The 17,158-nt window shown below is 75.4% G+C and carries 14 protein-coding genes; 8 read left to right on the top strand and 6 right to left on the bottom strand.

The genetic code is table 11. From position 1 onward, the window contains the following. Positions 1–16: 16 nt before the first annotated feature. Together OG776_RS20855 and OG776_RS20850 are read right to left on the bottom strand one after the other, a co-directional pair. Positions 17–1,963, bottom strand: coding sequence for an FUSC family protein (locus OG776_RS20855; protein ID WP_329322140.1), 1,947 nt, complete (start codon positions 1,961–1,963; stop codon positions 17–19). Between the two features lie 150 nt (positions 1,964–2,113). After that, positions 2,114–2,929 carry an alpha/beta fold hydrolase gene (locus OG776_RS20850; RefSeq protein ID WP_329322138.1) on the bottom strand — a complete coding sequence of 272 codons (816 nt, stop codon included), beginning with the start codon at positions 2,927–2,929 and terminating at the stop codon, positions 2,114–2,116. A 75-nt stretch (positions 2,930–3,004) separates the two neighbouring features. On the opposite strand from OG776_RS20850, the gene OG776_RS20845 reads away from it, so the two are divergent. After that, on the top strand, positions 3,005–4,372 hold the full coding sequence (locus OG776_RS20845) for an aminotransferase-like domain-containing protein (RefSeq protein ID WP_329322136.1): 1,368 nt from the start codon (positions 3,005–3,007) through the stop codon (positions 4,370–4,372). On the opposite strand, the gene OG776_RS20840 is transcribed toward OG776_RS20845, so the two are convergent. Next, complete coding sequence (locus tag OG776_RS20840) at positions 4,287–5,186, bottom strand: hypothetical protein (protein ID WP_148014667.1); 900 nt, start codon at positions 5,184–5,186, stop codon at positions 4,287–4,289. The two genes, OG776_RS20845 and OG776_RS20840, sit on opposite strands and share 86 nt — an antisense overlap. A 376-nt stretch (positions 5,187–5,562) precedes the next feature. Further along, the gene (locus tag OG776_RS20835) at positions 5,563–6,018 is read right to left on the bottom strand and encodes a hypothetical protein (RefSeq protein WP_329322133.1); all 456 of its coding nucleotides are present in this window, start codon (positions 6,016–6,018) and stop codon (positions 5,563–5,565) included. A 104-nt stretch (positions 6,019–6,122) separates the two neighbouring features. On the opposite strand from OG776_RS20835, the gene OG776_RS20830 reads away from it, so the two are divergent. From OG776_RS20830 to OG776_RS20805, 6 genes are all read left to right on the top strand, one after another. Beyond that, complete coding sequence (locus OG776_RS20830; protein WP_329322131.1) at positions 6,123–6,758, top strand: NAD(P)-dependent oxidoreductase; 636 nt, start codon at positions 6,123–6,125, stop codon at positions 6,756–6,758. A 57-nt stretch (positions 6,759–6,815) separates the two neighbouring features. After that, positions 6,816–8,117 carry a PP2C family protein-serine/threonine phosphatase gene (locus tag OG776_RS20825; protein ID WP_329322129.1) on the top strand — a complete coding sequence of 434 codons (1,302 nt, stop codon included), beginning with the start codon at positions 6,816–6,818 and terminating at the stop codon, positions 8,115–8,117. Positions 8,118–8,200: 83 nt separating this feature from the next. Further along, positions 8,201–9,268, top strand: coding sequence for a hypothetical protein (locus tag OG776_RS20820; RefSeq protein ID WP_148009370.1), 1,068 nt, complete (start codon positions 8,201–8,203; stop codon positions 9,266–9,268). Positions 9,269–9,391: 123 nt separating this feature from the next. Continuing rightward, positions 9,392–9,757, top strand: coding sequence for a hypothetical protein (locus OG776_RS20815; RefSeq protein WP_261994530.1), 366 nt, complete (start codon positions 9,392–9,394; stop codon positions 9,755–9,757). Between the two features lie 4 nt (positions 9,758–9,761). Continuing rightward, positions 9,762–12,527 carry a caspase family protein gene (locus OG776_RS20810; protein WP_148009371.1) on the top strand — a complete coding sequence of 922 codons (2,766 nt, stop codon included), beginning with the start codon at positions 9,762–9,764 and terminating at the stop codon, positions 12,525–12,527. 11 nt (positions 12,528–12,538) lie between these two features. Further along, positions 12,539–13,960 carry an extracellular solute-binding protein gene (locus OG776_RS20805; protein ID WP_261994531.1) on the top strand — a complete coding sequence of 474 codons (1,422 nt, stop codon included), beginning with the start codon at positions 12,539–12,541 and terminating at the stop codon, positions 13,958–13,960. Here the strand turns inward: OG776_RS20805 and OG776_RS20800 are convergent. Both OG776_RS20800 and OG776_RS20795 read right to left on the bottom strand, forming a co-directional pair. Next, a complete protein-coding gene (locus OG776_RS20800; protein ID WP_148009372.1) occupies positions 13,935–15,188 on the bottom strand; it encodes an amidohydrolase in 1,254 nt (417 codons plus the stop codon). The two genes, OG776_RS20805 and OG776_RS20800, sit on opposite strands and share 26 nt — an antisense overlap. A 210-nt stretch (positions 15,189–15,398) precedes the next feature. Continuing rightward, positions 15,399–15,581 (bottom strand): hypothetical protein, encoded by a 183-nt coding sequence (locus OG776_RS20795; RefSeq protein WP_148009373.1) that lies wholly within the window; start codon positions 15,579–15,581, stop codon positions 15,399–15,401. 152 nt (positions 15,582–15,733) lie between these two features. On the opposite strand from OG776_RS20795, the gene OG776_RS20790 reads away from it, so the two are divergent. Further along, positions 15,734–17,077 (top strand): helix-turn-helix domain-containing protein, encoded by a 1,344-nt coding sequence (locus tag OG776_RS20790; RefSeq protein ID WP_148009374.1) that lies wholly within the window; start codon positions 15,734–15,736, stop codon positions 17,075–17,077. The last annotated feature ends 81 nt before the right edge of the window (positions 17,078–17,158 follow it).

The raw sequence follows: 17,158 nt of genomic DNA, 5'->3' as shown, positions 1-17,158 counted from the left end.
CTCAGTGCGGCCGCGCTCAGTGCGGCGACGCGATCGCGCGGGCCGCGGCGACCTCCTGCCGGAGGGGTTCGAGCACACTGCCGGCCGGGCCGGTGAGATCCGTGCGGACGGCGACGAGCACGTCCGTCTCGCGCAGCCCCTCGGACAGTTCCCGCAGTTGCAGGACCACCTGCGCGAACTCGGCGGCCGACGGGCGCGGGGCCCCGTGCCGGACCCGTACGCCGGCCGCGGTGGTCGCGTCGACGATCCGCTCGACGGCGACGACGAGCGGGAGCCAGGCGGCGGCGCGCCGGCCGTTGGGCGGGGGTTCGCTCAGGGCCCGCTGGAACTCGGTGCGGATGCCGGACAGGTCGCGGTGGAGCCGGCGCCGCATACGGGCGCGTTCGCCGGTGCCGGCGTCCTCCCGGGAGGCGTACTCGACGTAGCGGGCGGTGTCCGCGACCGTGTCGGCGAGCCGGTCGCCGACCCGGGTGTGCCAGCTCTCCGGCCACAGCAGATATCCGGCGACGAGCGCGATCGCGCATCCCATCAGGGAGTCGACGAGCCGGGGGACGAGCAGGGCGGTGCCCTGGTGGTTGAGGACGTCGGACAGGAGCAGGATCACCGGTGTGACGGCGGCGGTCTGGTGGCCGTAGCCGCGTGCGCCGAGGACCGGGATGAGGGGCGCGAGGACGAATATGGCCGCCACGTCCCACCGGCCGAGCGGCACGGCGGCGAGCACGACGGCCGCGACGAGGAGTCCCGCCACCGTTCCGAGCGCGCGCATCAGCGCGCGGGAGAAGACCGATCCGAAGTCGGGCTTCATCACGAAGGTGATGGTGAGGGCGACCCAGTACGAGCGGGCCACCGGCACGAGGGAGACCAGGGCTTGCGCGAGGCCGATGCAGACGGCGAGCCGCAGTCCGTAGCGCCAGGACCCGGCGGACAGCAGGACGTCGCGGGCGGAGCGCGCGGCGCGGACGCCGAGGCCGGCCGGCCTGCCGACCGGGTCGTCGGCGCCGCGGGTGTCGGCGCCCCGGCCGGTGACGACGCCGGCGGCGTGGGCGAGCGCGTGGTCGACGGCGCGCGCGGTCTCGTGGGTCGGGACGGGGAGCCGGAGGTCGGCCGGGCCGGTGTCCCCGGCCTCGACGGCGTCCGCGAGGCGGCGTACGGCCGCGGGCACCTCGGGGGGCAGCGGCTCGCGGTGCTGCCGGCCGTACTGGTGGGCGGCCGGGGCGCTCTCCACGACGGGGGTGACGGCGTTCAGCTGGGCCAGCAGCCGGGCGAGGTCCGGGTTGCGGCCGTGGTGGCGGGCGCGCCGGGCGAGGACGAGGTCGTAGGCCTGGTTCAGGGACCGGGTGACGGCGTGGCGGCGGTCGTCGTACGCGTCGGTGCCGCTCGCGGCGAGCAGGTCGGCGGCCGCCCGGTAGGCCTGCGCGACGGCGATCCGTTCGGGCACTCCCGAGCGCAGCGGCCACGCGAGCAGGGCGAGCGCGAGGACCAGCAGGCCGCCGCCGGACATCAGGAGGGGCGCGAGCCACCACGCGCCCGGCAGCGGGAGTCCGGCGCCGATCACGCAGTTGAGGAGGAGCAGCAGTCCGGACACGGAGGCGACGGCGCCGATCGTCGACAACATCCCGGAGACGAGGGCGACGGCGGTGACCGCGACGACGGTGGTCCAGCCGTGGCCGAAGGCGACCGCGCCGACGGTGACGCCGGCCGCGCCGAAGAGCTGCGGGACGGCGATGGTGAGGATGCGCATGCGGTACGCGTCGGCGGTGTCACCGATGACGCCGGACAGGGCGCCCATGGAGGCGAGCGCGCCGTATTCGGGCCGGCCCACGGCCAGTCCGATCGCCAGCGGCAGGGACATCGCCACCGCGGCGCGGACGACGGCCGCGCGGGAGACGGGGTCGTGCTGCGGGCGGAGGTTCCTGGCCAGCCAGTCGGGCGGGGTGAGCACACTGGGCAACTGGCGGGGCATGAGCCCATTATGACCGTTTCACGGAGCCGTCCCCGGACCCGCCCCCCAGGTCCGCGGGCCCGCGGCCGGGCGCCCGCGCGGACGGGTACGGGCCGGCGGGCGGCGAGACCGGAGGGCCGTGCGGGCCGGAGGGCGGCCGGTGCGCGGGTGTCATGTCCCCTGTGCCCCGGAGGGGACCGGGGTGGAGGCGTCGAGGCGGGCGAGGAAGGCGGCCAGTGCCTCGTTGAACTCCTCGGGGCGTTCCAGGTTCGGCAGGTGGGCGGCCGAGGCGATCACGCGCAGCGTGGAATCGGGCAGTGCCGCGTGCATCGCCTCCGCGTCGTGGACCGGGGTGAACGTGTCGTCCGCGCCGACCACGACGAGTGCCGGGACGCCGACCCGGGTCAGCAGGTCACGGTAGTCGGGGCGGAGCGCCCGCCCGCGCAGGGCCGCCGCGGCGCCCTCGGCCGGCGTGCCGGTCATCATCCGGTGCACCCGGTCCGCGACGCGCGCGTCGGCGTACGGGGCGACCATCCGGTGCAGCACCTCGTCGGCGTATCCCGCCATGCCCTCGCGCAGCAGCCGGTCCGCCGTCGCGGCCCGGGACCGCCGGCCCTTCGGAGTCTCCGCCGCCGGGAAGGTGTCGGCCAGCACCAGCGCGCGGATCCGCTCCGGGAACAGCCGGTAGCACTCCATGGCGATCTGGCCGCCCATGGAGAGCCCGGCGAGGACGCACGTGGTGACGCCGAGGTCGTCGAGGAGTGCCACGACGTCCTCGGCGAAGGCGGACAGGAGGGTGACGCCCGGGACCACCGGCGAGGCGCCGTAGCCGCGCAGATCGGGTGCGATCACCCGGCGGCCGGCCGAGAAGGCGGCGATCTGGGGAGCCCACATGGTGCGGTCGAAGGGGTGGCCGTGGATCAGGACGAGGGGTAGCGCCGACGCGGCGACATCCCCTTTGTCCTCGTATGCGAGGAAGGGTGCCATGTGCCGACCCTAGGACCGGCCAACTGCTCGGTGCAATAAAATCTTTGCTCTCGGTGCAATGTGAGGAGGTGTCGCGTGGAGGACTACCGGCGCATCGCCGACCGGCTGGCCGAGGACATCGCCGCCGGGCGGCTCAGGTCCGGTGAACAGCTGCCTCCGCAGAGGGTGTTCGCGCGGCGGCGCGGTATCGCCGGGTCGACCGCCGGACGTGTCTACGCCGAACTGGTGCGGCGCGGGCTGGTGGTCGGCGAGGTCGGCCGCGGCACGTTCGTCCGGGCGGCCCCGGTCCCCTCGGGCCGCGCCCTCGCCGAACCGCCCCCGGAACTCCCGGGCGGACCGGGCCCGTTCGGCTCCCCGTCCGGCGCTGTCGTCAACATGGAGCTGAACTACCCGGTCGTCCCGGGGCAGTCGGAGCTGCTCGCTCCCGCCCTCGCCACGCTGGCGCGCCCGGACCTGCTCACGGACGCGCTGCGCACGGCGCCCGCCACCGGCACGCCCGCGGCCCGCGAGGCCTTCGCCGCCCTGCTCGCCACCCCGGGCTGGCGGCCCGCCCCGGACCGGCTGGCGTTCGCGGGCAACGCGCGCCAGGCCGTCGCCGCCGCACTCGCCTCCCTCGTCCGGCCGGGCGGCCGCGTCGGTGTCGAGTCACTGACGTATCCGCTGGTCAAGGAGATCGCGACACGGCTGGGCATCACGCCGGTCCCGCTGGCGACGGACGAACAGGGGCTGCGTCCGGAGGCGGTCACCGCGGCGCACCGCTCGGCGCCGCTCGCCGCCGTGTACGTCCAGCCGACCCTGCACAACCCGACGTCGGCGACGGCGGGCGACACCCGCCGCAGGGAGCTGGCCGCCGCCGCCAGGGACGCGGACCTCCCCCTCGTCGAGGACCGGATCTGGTCCTTCCTCCAGGACGGCCGGCGGGGCCCGGCGCCCCTGGCCGCGTACGCCCCGGAGCGCACCCATGTCGTCGACGGGCTCTCCAAGCGCGTCGCGCCCGGACTGACGGTGGGCGTGCTCGTGGTCCCGCCGGAGCGGGTCGAGGCCGTCGGGGAGGCCCTTCGCTCCGGGGCGTGGACGGCGGGGCGCTTCGCGCTGGAGGCCGCGGTCCGCTGGATCGCCGACGGGACGGTGGGGCGGCTGGTCACCGCCAAGCGCGCCGACGCGGCGGCCCGGCAGCGGCTCGTCGCCCGGCATCTCGCCGGGTTCTCCGTACGGGCCGACCCGCACTCGTACTTCGCCTGGTGGGAGCTGCCCCCGCCGTGGCGCGCCGACACCTTCACGGCGGCGGCAGCGGCGCACGGGATCGCCGTCACCCCGGGCTCCGCGTTCGCGGCCGGGAGCGGCGTGCCCGACGCGGTCAGGCTCGGACTTGCGTCGGCTGGTCCGCCGGAGCTTGCGCGGGCGCTGCGGACGCTCGCCGGCGTCGCCCGTACGCGGCCGTGAGCAGCGCGGCCGAGGCCACCGCGACCCCCAGGCCGAGCAGCAGCCAGGAGACGAGGCGGAGGGTGCCGGTGAGGGCGTCGTAGACCGCGCCCGCCGCGCTCGGGGACACGTCGGCCGGCAGGTCGGCGAGGGTCAGCCGGCGGCCCACGGCGATCGCCACGCCGAGCAGCGCGGCGCCCAGCGCGGTCCCGAGCCCGGTGGCCAGCACCGCCCGTCTGCGGCACACCGCGACCAGGATGCCCGTCACGGCGAGGACGGCTGCCGCGGCCGGCAGCCAGAAGCCGGCGAATTCAAGCACGTGGAACCCTTTCCGGAGCTGGTTCAGGTCCTCGGACGGCAGCACCGTGATCTCGGTGTGCTCGACGGGGATCCGGTTGGCCAACGGCATGTGCTCGACCGTCAGCTGGCTCTTGACCCGCTGCGCGACCGGCGCGAGGTCGATGGTCACGGCCTCCTCGCGGTCGCTGTGCAGCGCCCGCATCACGGCGTCGTGCGCGGCCCGGTTCGCCGCCTGCCACGCCGCGCGGAACGCCGGGGTGTGGGTGAAGGAGCGCACCGCGTCCCGCACGAAGTGGTTCACCGGCTTCTGGAGCGGTGCGCCCACGTGGACCTCGCGCAGGATGCCGTCCGTGACCGCCGAGGCGATCGCCTCCCGCACGTCCGAGTCCGAGGCGAGCGGCGCCACCGTGGCCTCGTAGCGCCCGCTGTCGCCGATGCCGTACATCGCCCAGCCCGACAGCGCGCCGAGCGGCGCGAGCAGGCACGCGAGGACGATCAGAACGGCCGACAGGACGCTCCGGGCACGGGGGGACACCCTCTCAGGCAAAGCCCCGGCGAGCCCGGGCGCGAGCGGTGTGACTGCAGATGGGCGCACGTGACAAGCCGAACGGGGGCCGGGGCCCGTGCCCCCCCCCCGGGGAACCCCCGGGCGTCCCGGGGTTCCGTCCGCTCCGGTGGAGGGCTCACCCGAACGGGTGTTTCCTGGAACCTGGAAGAACCGGCGAACCTGGAAGAACCGGCGTGACCATCACGCCCCGCGGCTCCTGGGGCCGGCGTCCCAGGAGGTAGGTGAGTGAGGGAGGTGCACGAGACCCCGGCGGCCGCCGGGATCTCGTGCACCACATGCGGGCCGGGGTCTCGTGTGTCGTACGGGCCGGGTGCCGTGCGCCGCGGACGGCGCGGGAGGGGCGTCAGCCCAGCTGGTGACCGGCCGCGTCCTCGTGGGTGTAGTAGCGGTAGAAGTTCACGACGAACACGCCGAAGGCGACCCCCAGCGACATCATCGTGGACCGCCAGACACTGTGGTCGGCCTGGCTGTAGATGAAGCCGAAGGCGAGGCCGGCGAAGACGGCCCAGAGCACCGCGTGCAGTTCGCGCCGCAGCAGCGGAGCCACCAGCAGGACACCGACGCAGGCCACGGCGAACACGATCGCGCACACGAATCCGAACAGGATGTTCCAGCCCGTGATGGGCCCGCCACCGCGGTTGATGGCCGCCGCCCAGAACCCGTAGACGAGCCCGCCGAGCACGGGTACCGCCCACAGCGCGACGGCGTGGATGCGCGCGTCGAAGACGTCCGACGGCTGTGGCGCCCGTGCCGTGTGCCGTGTCCCGGGCGCCGATGAGGAAGGTGCCGCGTGAGCCATGGGAGGACTCCTCTCTCCTCGCCCCTGCCTTCCAGGGCACACCTCGCCCGGACGGCTGGCAAGTCGGGATGCGGGGGCTTCGGGCGCGTGTTTCGCTGACTCCCATGAAGCTCGTACTCTTCGGCGCCACCGGCATGGTCGGCAGCCGGATCGCCACGGAGGCGGCGGAGCGCGGTCATCAGGTCCTGGCGGTCAGCAGGTCCGGGCGGTCCCCGGTCCCCGGGGTCACCGCCACCGCCGCGGACGCGGCCGACGACGCCAAAGTGGCCGAACTGGCCGCGGGCGCCGACGCGGTCGCCTCGGCGTGCGTGCCGCCGAGGGACGGGCCGGACCTCACGGGTCCCTTCCTCACCCTCAACCGGGCGCTCGTGGACGGCACCCGCGCGGCGGGCGTCGCCCGGCTCGTGGTCGTCGGCGGCGCGGGCAGCCTGGAGGTCGCGCCCGGACAGGAACTCGCGGACCAGCCGGGTTTCCCCGAGCCCGTGCTCGCCGAGGCGCTCGCCCACCGCGAGGCCCTCACCTACTACCGCACCGTCGACGACCTCGACTGGACCTACGTCTCGCCCGCCGCGGACATCGGCCCCGGCCGGCGCACGGGCCGGTTCCGGACCGACGGCGACCGGCTGCTCACCGACGACCACGGCAACAGCCGGATCAGCGCCGAGGACTACGCCGTCGCCTTCGTCGACGAGCTGGAGACGCCCACCCACCCGCGTGGCCGGATGTCGGTGGCGTACTGACATCCGCCGCGCGCCGACAAGGACAGGCGGTACGGCGAGGTGGGCGACCGGCGACTCATGCCCGGCCCGCTGCCGCTCCCGGCCGGGCGGGACGACCCCGTCCAGCGGCAGAAACTCCTGAGAGCGCGCGGCCGCAGCGTCGCCTGGGTGCCGCCCGCGCTGCTGCTCGGCGGGATCGCGGCGGCCGACTGGAACACCTCGGGCGCGTTCCGGATGATCTCGTGGATCGTGCTCGTCCCGGGCATCGCGGCGGCGCTGTGCGGAGTGTGGGGCACGGCGGCCTTCGCCTGCCTCTCGATGCTCACCTACTTCGCGGTGGACCGGTCCTGGTCGTACCAGTACCGGACGGGGCTGGCCGACTTCATCCTCGTCGCCCTGGGCAGCCTCCTCGCGATCCTGGCCTGTGGGGTCCGGGTCCGCGGCGAGCGGCGCATGCTGCACATGCTGGACGTCGTCGAGACCACCCGGCGCACCGTGCTGCGCCCGATGCCGGCCGGCTGGGGCGGCCTCGACCACGCGGCCGTGTACCTGGCCGCCGACAGCGAGGCCAGGGTCGGCGGCGACTTCTACGACATCCAGCCCGGCCCCCGCGGCACCCGGCTGCTGCTCGGCGACGTCCAGGGCAAGGGACTCGGGGCGGTGGAGGCGGCGGCCGCGCTGCTCGGCACGTTCCGCGAGGCGGCCTTCCACGAGCCCGCCCTCGACACCGTCGCCGACCGGCTGGAGGTGCGCATGCTCCGGCACGTGCGCTACCGGGCGGCGCTCGGCCGTGACGACCGGGACCGTTTCGCCACCGGCATCCTGGTCGGCTTCCCCCAGGACGACCGGGACACCGTGGAGTTCGTCAACTTCGGCCACGAACCGCCGCTGGTGGTCGCCCCCGACGGCGTCCGCGACCTGCCGCCGGGCCACGGCCTGCCCCTGGGCCTCGCGGCCCTGACCGACGACCGGCCCCTCGTCCTGACGGCGGTGCTGGCCCCCGGCGAGACCCTGCTGCTGGTCACGGACGGCGTGACCGAGGCCCGTGACGCCGACGGAGTCTTCTTCCCGCTGCGCGACCGGGTGGCCGGCGCCCTCGCGGCCGACCCGGCGACCGCCGACCCGGAACGCCTCGTCGAACTCGTCCGCGACGGCACCCTGCGGCACTGCGGGGGGCACCTCTCCGACGACACGACGATCTTCGCGGTACGACGGCGGCCCGGCGGGGCCACCACGGGCGGCGGCATCGGGGGCATCGGCGGCCGGCGCCGGGGCGTTGGCCGGAGCGGCCGAGGCACGGGCGGCCGAGGCACGGGCGGCAGGGGGTGGAGGGGCGGCGGGAGCGCCGACGGCGGGGGCGGCGCCGGAAGCCGGCCATAGGAGGGCGTTTGCACGTCTGTCGTCCCCCCTTTGCAGGCGCAGAGGTTACGGTGCTGGCGTACGTGATCGATGGGGAGGGAACCATGCCCGGAACCGTGCTGCTCCTCGCGGCCTCGCCGGTCGGCAAGGGGTGTCTGGTGGACGCGGCGTCCGTGCTCCCCGTGCTCGCGGCCGTCTCCCCCGCGGTGCTGTCCGGCACGGAGACGGCGAACGTCGTCGAACTGGCCGACCCCCTGGAACCCCAGGCCGTCCTGACCCGGCTGCGGGCCGCGGCCGCCGCCCCCGGCCCGCTGACCCTGTTCGTGACCGGCCAGCTCCAGCTGGACCGCCGTCAGCGCCTCCCCCACCTCGCACTGGCCCGCACCACCCCGGCGACCGTCCGCTACACGGCCTTCCCCTGGCACTGGATCGCCGAGGAACTCCGGCTGCGCCCGCCCGGCACCACGACGGTCCTGGCCGACCTGCACGCCGACGCGGAGAGCTGGGACCACCTCGCCACCGGCACCCTGGCCGTGGGGCCGGGCGTCGGACTGTACGGCCGCGTGGCCCCGCCGCCGCCCCGGCGCACGGTGGCGTCCCCGGCGTACATGAAGGCCGTCGCCACCCTGCTGCGCAGCGGCCATCGCCCCGCGCTGCCGCTCCTGCACGAACAGGCGCTGGCCCGCGCCGAAGGGAACGGCGGGCGGCCGGGGATCGTGCTGGCGGTGGACGCCCGGGTGCCCGCGGCACCGGACCCGCACGCCGCGATCACCGCCGCCGCGCAGGCGGGCCGGCACGACGAGGCGGCGGCACTGGCCGGGCGCCGGGAACAGGAGGCGGTCCGCGCCTGGGGCGCCGCATCCGAGGAGGCCCTGCACTGGGCGGAGGTCCGTGCCGACCTGGCGATGCTGGCCGGGGACGCGGCCGGCAGCTGCCGGGTCTGGCTGGCGGTGGCGACCGTGCGCCTGGACGCGGGACAGGCCGCCGACGCCCCGGCCGTGGAGTCGGCCGTGGACCGGGCCCACCATCAGTGGGGCCGCGTCGAGGACCCGCTGCGCGCCCGTGAACTGGGGCTCGCCCTGGCCGGGTTGCGGCTGCGCGTGCCCGGGCGCCGGCAGGGCGCGCTGGACCATGTGCAGCGCGAACTCAGCCGGCTGGAGGCGCAGGTCTGACGGCCCGCCTCCGCCCACGGGCCCCTGGACGGAAGCAGCGGTGGGTACGACCCGTGCGGATCGCGTGCCGGTGATGGTCGAGAGCCTCCCCGGACGTCAACTCCGGTGCCATGATGGTGAGTCATGACTGCTGAGGGGGAGGGTGTGGCGACCCGGGCCGTCCGTGTGCGTCTGGACGGGACGGCGAGCGAGAGCGACGTCGGCGCACTGAAGAAGTGGCTGGAGCGGGAGAAGCCGCTGGAGGAATTGGTTGGGCGGGGCGATCTCAGGATCGAGGAGCGCGCCGGGACCGACGCGCAGGGCACGCCCATGGGCGTCGGCACGGACATCGTGCTGGTCCTGATCGGCGCGGGCGCCGAGACCCTGTTCAAGGAACTGCTCGCCCAGGTGAAGAGCGCCGTCCTGGCCTGGCGGGACAACCGCGGCTCCGTGGAGAACGGTGATCCGCCCGAAGCCCGTGTCGATCCCGTGGACCCCGACGAGAGGTAGTCGGGTGGACCGCTTCGACCCGCGCGGACGAGTGAACCGGGCCCTGCTGGTCGGGGTGTCGGAGTACGAGTTCACGCGACCGGAGCACCGCCACGGCGTCCCGAGCCCGCTGCCCGCCGTCGCCCACAACCTGTCGCTGCTCGCCGCCGCGCTGGAGCGGGGCGGAGTGCTCGGGCCGGGCGGGGTCACCGTGGCGCGCTCCCCGGCGCTGGGGGAGTTCCGCAAGGCGCTGCGGGCGGCCGTCGACGACGCCGAGGGACTGCTCCTGCTCTACTTCGCCGGACACGGCGCCGTGCCCAGCGCGGGCGACGAGCTGTGGCTGCAGATGCGTGACGCGGAGGTCGTCCGGGGCGGGACGGCCGGGTTCGAGGGGGCCGCCCCCTTCACCAACGTGCTGAGGATCCTCGCCGACAGCGCGGCGGAGCGGATCGTCGTCGTCCTCGACTGTTGCAACGCGGGCAACGCGGCCCGCGTGTGGGAGGCGGTGGAGCGCCCCGACCTCAGACGGCGCGTCTCCGTGCTCATGGGCGTGCAGGCCAACCACCGCATCGACGCGGGGGCCGGCGGCACCCCCACGCCCTTCACGGCCCGGCTGGTGGATCTGCTGACGGAGGGCGTGGAGGGGGAGGGTGACGAGATTCCCTTCCTGGCCCTGGCGGAGGCCCTCCGGGTGTACATGTCCGCCCATCACCGCACCGAGCGCGGAGAGCCCTGGGAGCCGCAGTGCCGCACGGAGAACCCGGCGGTGGACGTGCTGCTGGCGGTCCGCCCCGGGGCCACCGCGCCCGCCGGGGCCGAAGGGGGCCCGCTGCCCGGCGGCGCGGCCGGCGGATCGGTCCGCCGCGGGCCGGTCCGCCGCGGGCCGGACGACGCGGCCCCGCTCCGGCCCGGCGCCCTGCTCGACGCGGCGGCCCGCGCCGCGCGGACCCGCGTCCGTTCGGTCCGGGTGGCGCTCCACCGCGTCCGGGACCGGGGCGGTCCGCGCCCGCCCCGCCAGACGGGGCGGTGGCGCCCGGGGTGGCGCCGTTCCCGCCGCACCGCCGTCGCCGTCCTGGCCCTCGCCGTTCTGGCCGCCGCCGTCCTGGGCCTCGCCGGCTACCTGGTCCTCGGCCACGGCGCGTCCGGCGGGGCGCCCTGTGCCCCGCCGCTGGAACTGCGCCTGCTCACCGACCCCGACCTGGAGCCGGCCGTCCGCAAGGCGGCCGACACCTACCTCACCTCGGAGACGAACACCACCGGCGACGGCTGCCGGCGCAGCGGGATCACCGTGTACGCCGCCGGTTCGGCGGCCGTCGTGGCGGGCCTGCGCGACCAGTCGGACCCCTGGCAGCGGCCGGTCGACGACGAGCTCGACCCGCAGCGCGACATCGGGCCCCAGCCCGACATCTGGATACCGGGCACCGCGGCGACGGCCGCCCGGGCGCGTCCCACCGGGCTCCGGCGCAGCTATGTGTCGCTGGAGCCGGACGCCGCGCCCTTCGCGTACTCGCCGGTGGTGCTGTCCGTGCCGCAGGAGATCGCCGAGGCATCGGTGGCCGACCGCACCGGCGACTCGCTCGCGGGTCTGCGGCGGAAACTGACGCGGCGGGACGGCAGTGCCGAGGTACGGCGCGCGGACCCGGCGTACACGGACTCCGCGCTGCTGGCGACGGTCGGCCTGTACGGCACCGGGACGCCCGACGTGAGCCGGGCCGAGAAGGGCGTGGAGCAGACCGGGCCGGTCTCTCCCACCGCCGGTGACCTGCTCTGCGCGCTGCCCGACGACGCGGACACCGACCGGGGGACGGCGGCTCTGGTGCCGGAGTTCCTGATGGTGAGCGGTGTCGGCTGCGACCGGACGACGCGCACGCTGCGGATGGCCGAGTACCCCGACGACGTGCCGGCCCTCACGCCGCTCTTCGTACGGGTCCGGTGGAAGGACGGCGACGCCGACGGCGCGGCGCGGGACGACGCGGTCCGGTCCTTCCGCGAGTGGCTCACGGAGCCGGGCGGCGGGAGCGGTGACGGGAAGGGACACGGCGGAGGGCTCGCGGTCTTCGGCGAGGAGGGATTCCGTTCCCCGTCCGGGGCCCATGCCCTGCTCTCCTCGCGGGTCCCGGACTCCGGGCTGATCGCCGACCCCGGAGCGGCTCCCGGGGCGGCGGGCGCCGACGCGATGGAGACGGCCCTGAAGCGGTACCGCAACGCCAACGGGCCGGGCCGGGTGCTGTTCCTGCTGGACAGTTCCGGGTCCATGGCCGACCTCTGGCAGGGGCCGGGCGGCGCCCCCGGCATCCTGAAGCAGTCGTTCGCCGGGCTCGGCGACCGGGACGAGTACGGGGTGTGGTCCGTCGCCTCGCCGGGCGGCCGCCCCTACGACGAGATCCTTACGTTCGGCCCGCACGCGCGGCAGGACGCCGAGCGCACGGTCGACCGCGAGGCCGTCGTCCAGGACGCGGAGGCCGATCCGTACGCCGCGCTCGGGGCCGCGGCAGACACCATGGCCCGCAAGGGCAGGGACGACAGCCGTCCCGAGCTGATCGTCCTCCTCACGGACGACGAGGACAACGACCGCCTGACCGCGCACGGTCACCTCGGCGAACTGCTCGGACGGCTCCACGACAAGGGGGTTCCGGTGGTCATGGCGGCCCTGGACAGCGGCGGCTGCGCCAAGGACGGTCCCGGCCGGCGGATCTCCGAGGAGAGCGGCGGCCGTTGCCTCGACACCACGGGCGATCTCGTGGCCGACCTGCGGAACGAGGTAGCGCGCACGGGAACGGGGGACGAGTGACGGGACGACGGGTGCACGGAAGCGCGGCGGCCCGGCGGGTCCACGGGTGCGCGACCGCCCTGGTGCTCCTGCTGACCGCCGCGTGCACCGGCGGCGGACCCACGCCCTCCGGCGCACCCGTCTCCCCGGGCGGCCCCGGGGACATCATCGTGGCCAGCGGGCGGGACGTGACGGGCAAGGGCGGCGTCCGGCAGCAGCTGATCGACGCGTGGAACGCCCGGCAGGACAAGGAGCGCACCGGGGTCCACGCCCGGCTGGTCGAACTCCCCGGCTCCGCCGACGAACAGCGCAGCCAGCTCCTGGGCGCGCTGCAGTCGCGCGGCGCGGAGTACGACGTCGTCAACCTCGACGTGACCTGGGTGCCGGAGTTCGCCGCCGCGCACCTGATCAGCCCGCTGCGCGCGGACATGCTCGACGGCGACATGATCAAGTCGGTGGCGGACACGGCCCGTTGGGACGGGAAGGTCTTCGCCGTGCCGTTCAACAGCGACGTCGGCCTGCTCTACTACCGTCGCGACTACCTGGAGCAGGCCCACATCCGGGACACCGACCTGAGCCGGGGGGTCGGCTGGCAGCGGCTGCGGGAGCTCACCGACGCCGTCGAGGCACCGGGCGCGCGGCGGCCGCCGGACTACGAGAAGGGCTGGACCACGCAGCTGGGTCCCTACGAGGGCCGTACGGTCAACGGCGTCGAGGCGTTCCTGTCCGCCGCCGACGGTGTCGCCCTCACCGACGACCGGGGCCGCTACACCGCGACCGTGGCGGAGCTGACCGAGGGGGTGGCGGAACTGCGCGCCCGTGCCCAGCCCGCGTACACACTGGGCGACGCGTCCCGCTCCGACGAGACCGAGTCGCTCACCGACTTCGCCGACGGCCGTACGGCGTTCCTGCGCCACTGGCCGTACGCGTACCGCACCCTGCACCAGTCGCTCGGCGAGGCGCAGGTCGGCGTGGCCCCGCTGCCGGGCCGTGCGGTGCTGGGCGGCCAGAACCTCGCGGTGACCACGCAGTCGCCGCGGCGGGCCGCGAAGGCGAAGGAACTGATCCGCTTCCTCACCGGCGAACGGAGTGAACGCTGCCTGCTCGACGCGGGGTTCGCGGCCACCCGGGAGTCCGCCTACCAGGACGACGGGGTGACCTGCGGCACGGCCGCCGCACCCGGCGCCTCCCCCGCCTCTCCGTCGGCGTCGCCGACCGCGGAGAGCGCCGACCGCATGCCGCGCGACGATCAGGGCCGTCCCCGGTACGCGCGCACCATCCTGCTGCCCGCGCTGCGACGCGCCGTGCAGCGTCCCCGCACTCCGCTCTACGGGGCCTTCACGCAGACCTTCGCCACCGAACTGGGCAAGCTGTTCGGCGAGGACCCGCCGGGCGACGCGGAACTGGCCGCCGTACTCGACAGGGCGCTCAGGCGGGTCCTTCCGGACCGTTGAGGCAGGCGAGCGCCCCCGACACCAGCGTCCGTACGCCCGGCGCGAGGGTGCTCGGGTCGGGCGCGAAGTGCGGGCTGTGGTTGCTGGGCACGGCCGCGAACTTCTCCATCAGGTCGTCGCCGGGAGCGGCGTCCCAGACCTCCGCCGGGGTGCTCGTCACGAACCAGTAGGAGTACGGGATCCGTCCGTCCGCGAGCCTCGGGAAGTCCTCGCTGCCCATCGCCGGGCCGGGGTCGAGGATCGTCCCGGTGCCGAAGACCTCACCGTGCACCGCGGCGATCCGCCGGTCGGTGTCGGGGTCGTTGACGGTCACGGGGAAGCTGTTGCCCACGGTGACGTCGGGCTCGCGCGGGCAGCCGGCGGCCAGGCACTCGCCCGCCGCGATCCGCCGGATCGCCGTGATCATGCGTGCGCGCACCTCGTCGGACTGGGTCCGGAGGTTGAGGGCGATCCGCGCCTCGGCGGGGATGATGTTGTGGCGGGTGCCGGCCTCGATCCGGCCCACGGTCAGGACGGCCTGGTCGCGCGCCGCGACCTCCCGGCTGACGACGGTCTGCAGCCGGGTCACCAGGTACGCGGCGGTGACGACCGGGTCCACGGCCGACTCCGGGCGCGAGCCGTGCCCGCCCCGCCCGTGCACGACGATGTCCACGTCGGTCGAGGCGGACATGATGAGTCCGGGCCGGTGGGCGTAGAGCCCCGCCGGACCGGGCGCCGCGTGCTGGGCGAGCAGCACGTCCGGCGGCGGGAACCGCTCGTACACGTGGTCCTCGATCATCGCGGCCGCGCCCTCGCCGGTCTCCTCGGCGGGCTGCCCGAGCACCAGCAGCGTGCCCGACCAGGTGTCGCGGCCGGCGGCGAGCGCCCCGGCCGCGCCCGCCAGCCAGGTGACGTGCAGATCGTGTCCGCAGGCGTGCATCACGCCGGGCGTCAGGGAGGCGTACGGCAGCCCGGTCTCCTCCTGGACCGGCAGGGCGTCCATGTCGGCGCGGAGCAGGACGGTCGGGCCCGGCCCGTTGCGCAGGACCCCGACGACCCCGGTGCCGCCGATGCCCGTGACGGTGTCGAACCCGGCGGTGCGGAAGCGGTCGGCGAGGGCGGCGGCCGTCCGGTGCTCCCGTGCCGACAGCTCCGGGTGCCGGTGCAGGTCCCGGTAGAGGTCCTCCAGGGCGGGGACCGGGAGGTCGGCGGTGAGGTCCAGCGCGGTACGTGCGGCAGTGGAGTTCACCGGGTCAGGGTAGAGGCCGCCGGCGGAACGGGGGGATTTCCGCCGACGGCCGTTCGCGCCGTCCGCCGCGGGGGAGGACGCGGTGTCCGGACGGGCGGGTCCCGCGGGGGCGCCGGCGGGGGTGCCGCCGACGCGGGAGGCCGTCCGCCGTGCGTCCACATCCGTGGGCGACGGGGGTGTGCCGCGGGTCGTGGCCGGCCGCCGCGGCCGCTACGGTCGTGCGAAGGCGCCGTCGTACGCGGTCCCCGCGTGTCCGGAGCCCTGTTGGTGGAGGGCCGGGGCGGAGCCGTCGGCCCTGGCCGGGCCCGCGTTCGCCGCCAGCACCAGGGCGGCCACGGCGATCACGGCCGCACCGAGCACTCGGAAGTAGCGCGCGGAAATACGTCGGAGCACGGCGACCTCGCAACAACAGCGGCGTATTAAGCAGGCTTAACCCGGCGCTTAACGTAGGGGTTCGGAGCACCAAAGGGCAAGGGGCGCAAGGGGAGTTGGACATTAGTCAAAAGCCGTCTCGGGTTAAGTGGACTTAATGGCATGCTTAATCCATGGCGGAGCGTGACGGCCCGGAGGTCATCGGGCGCAGGGTCCAGCAGCTGCGTACGGAACGCGGGCTGACACAACGGCAATTGGCGGAACCGGCGTACACGCCCGCCTACATCTCGACACTGGAGGCGGGGCGGGTACGCGCCTCCGAACCCGCGCTGCGGCACATAGCCGAGCGGCTCGGCGTGGCGTACGAGGAGCTGGCGACCGGCCGGCCCGCCCACCTGGCCACCGATCTGCGGCTGCGGCTGACCGACGCGCAGCGCACCCTGGCCACCGGTGAGGCCGAGGTCGCGGCGGAGCAGTACACGGTGCTCCTCGCGGAGGCGGACACCCACGGACTCGTCGCCGAGCAGGCCGCCGCCCTGCTCGGGCTCGGCGAGTGCGCCCTGGAGAACGGGGACCTGGAGACCGCCCGCGAGCGGTTCGAGGCGTCGGAGCGGCGCCTCGGCGACGCCCCGCTGCCGCAGCGGGTGCCCGCCCTGCGCGGCCGTGCCGTCTCCCACTACCTCGCCGGTGAACTCCGGTACGCCTGCTATCTGTTCGAGTCCACGCTGGACGAACTGAACCGGACCGGGATGCACGACCCGGATGCCCTGCTGCTGCTCTACACCGGCGTCATCGCGCCCTACATGGACATGGGCGCGCACGCCCGCGCCGCCCAGGCCGCGGAGTTCGCGCTCGCCCTCGCCCCGCAGGTCGGCGAGCCCGCGCTGGTCGCCCGGATGCACCGCTCGGTGGCCCGCACCATGATCGCCGAGGGCCGGATCGCGGAGGCCGACGCCTCCCTCGCCAAGGCCGCCGAGCTCTACCGTCAGCTCCAGATCCGCACGGAGCTCGCCAACTGCCACTGGATGCGCGGATACCTCTACGCGCAGAACGGCGAACTGGAGCGCGCGGAGAGCGAGTTGCGCGAGGCGCAGGCCATGCTCTCGGCCAAGCGCGCGGCCCTCTACACCAGCCAGGTCAACGTGGAGCTCGCGGACGTGCTGCACCGGCGCGGCAAGTCGGACGAGGCCGCCGTCCTCCTCCACGAGGTGCTCGGCGACCTCAGCCCCGAGCGCGGCGCCGTGCACTCGGCGGGCGCGCACCGGCTCCTCGGCATCATCGCCGAGGACGCCCGGGACACCGAGACCGCCGAGGAGCACTACGTCCGGGCGCTGAGCCTGCTGGAGCGGGCCGGGGCGGCGGGCGACCTGGCCGACCTCTGCCGTCTGCTCGGGGACCTCCTGCGCCGCACCGGCCGGGTGGAGGCGGCCCTCGACGCCTACCGCACGGGCCTGGGCCACCGCACGGCGCCCGGCACGACCACCCTGGGCCCGGCCCCCGCGCAGCCACCGCTCTGACCCCCGGTGCGCGGGCGGGACCCGGTGCCCGCCCGCGCCGCACCCGCACTCCTCCGAGGCCGCCCGAGGCCCCTCACAGGG

Origin of the sequence: Streptomyces sp. NBC_01689, assembly GCF_036250675.1 — a bacterium.
Lineage (GTDB): Bacteria > Actinomycetota > Actinomycetes > Streptomycetales > Streptomycetaceae > Streptomyces.
This window is presented reverse-complemented; position numbering and strand designations above follow the sequence as displayed.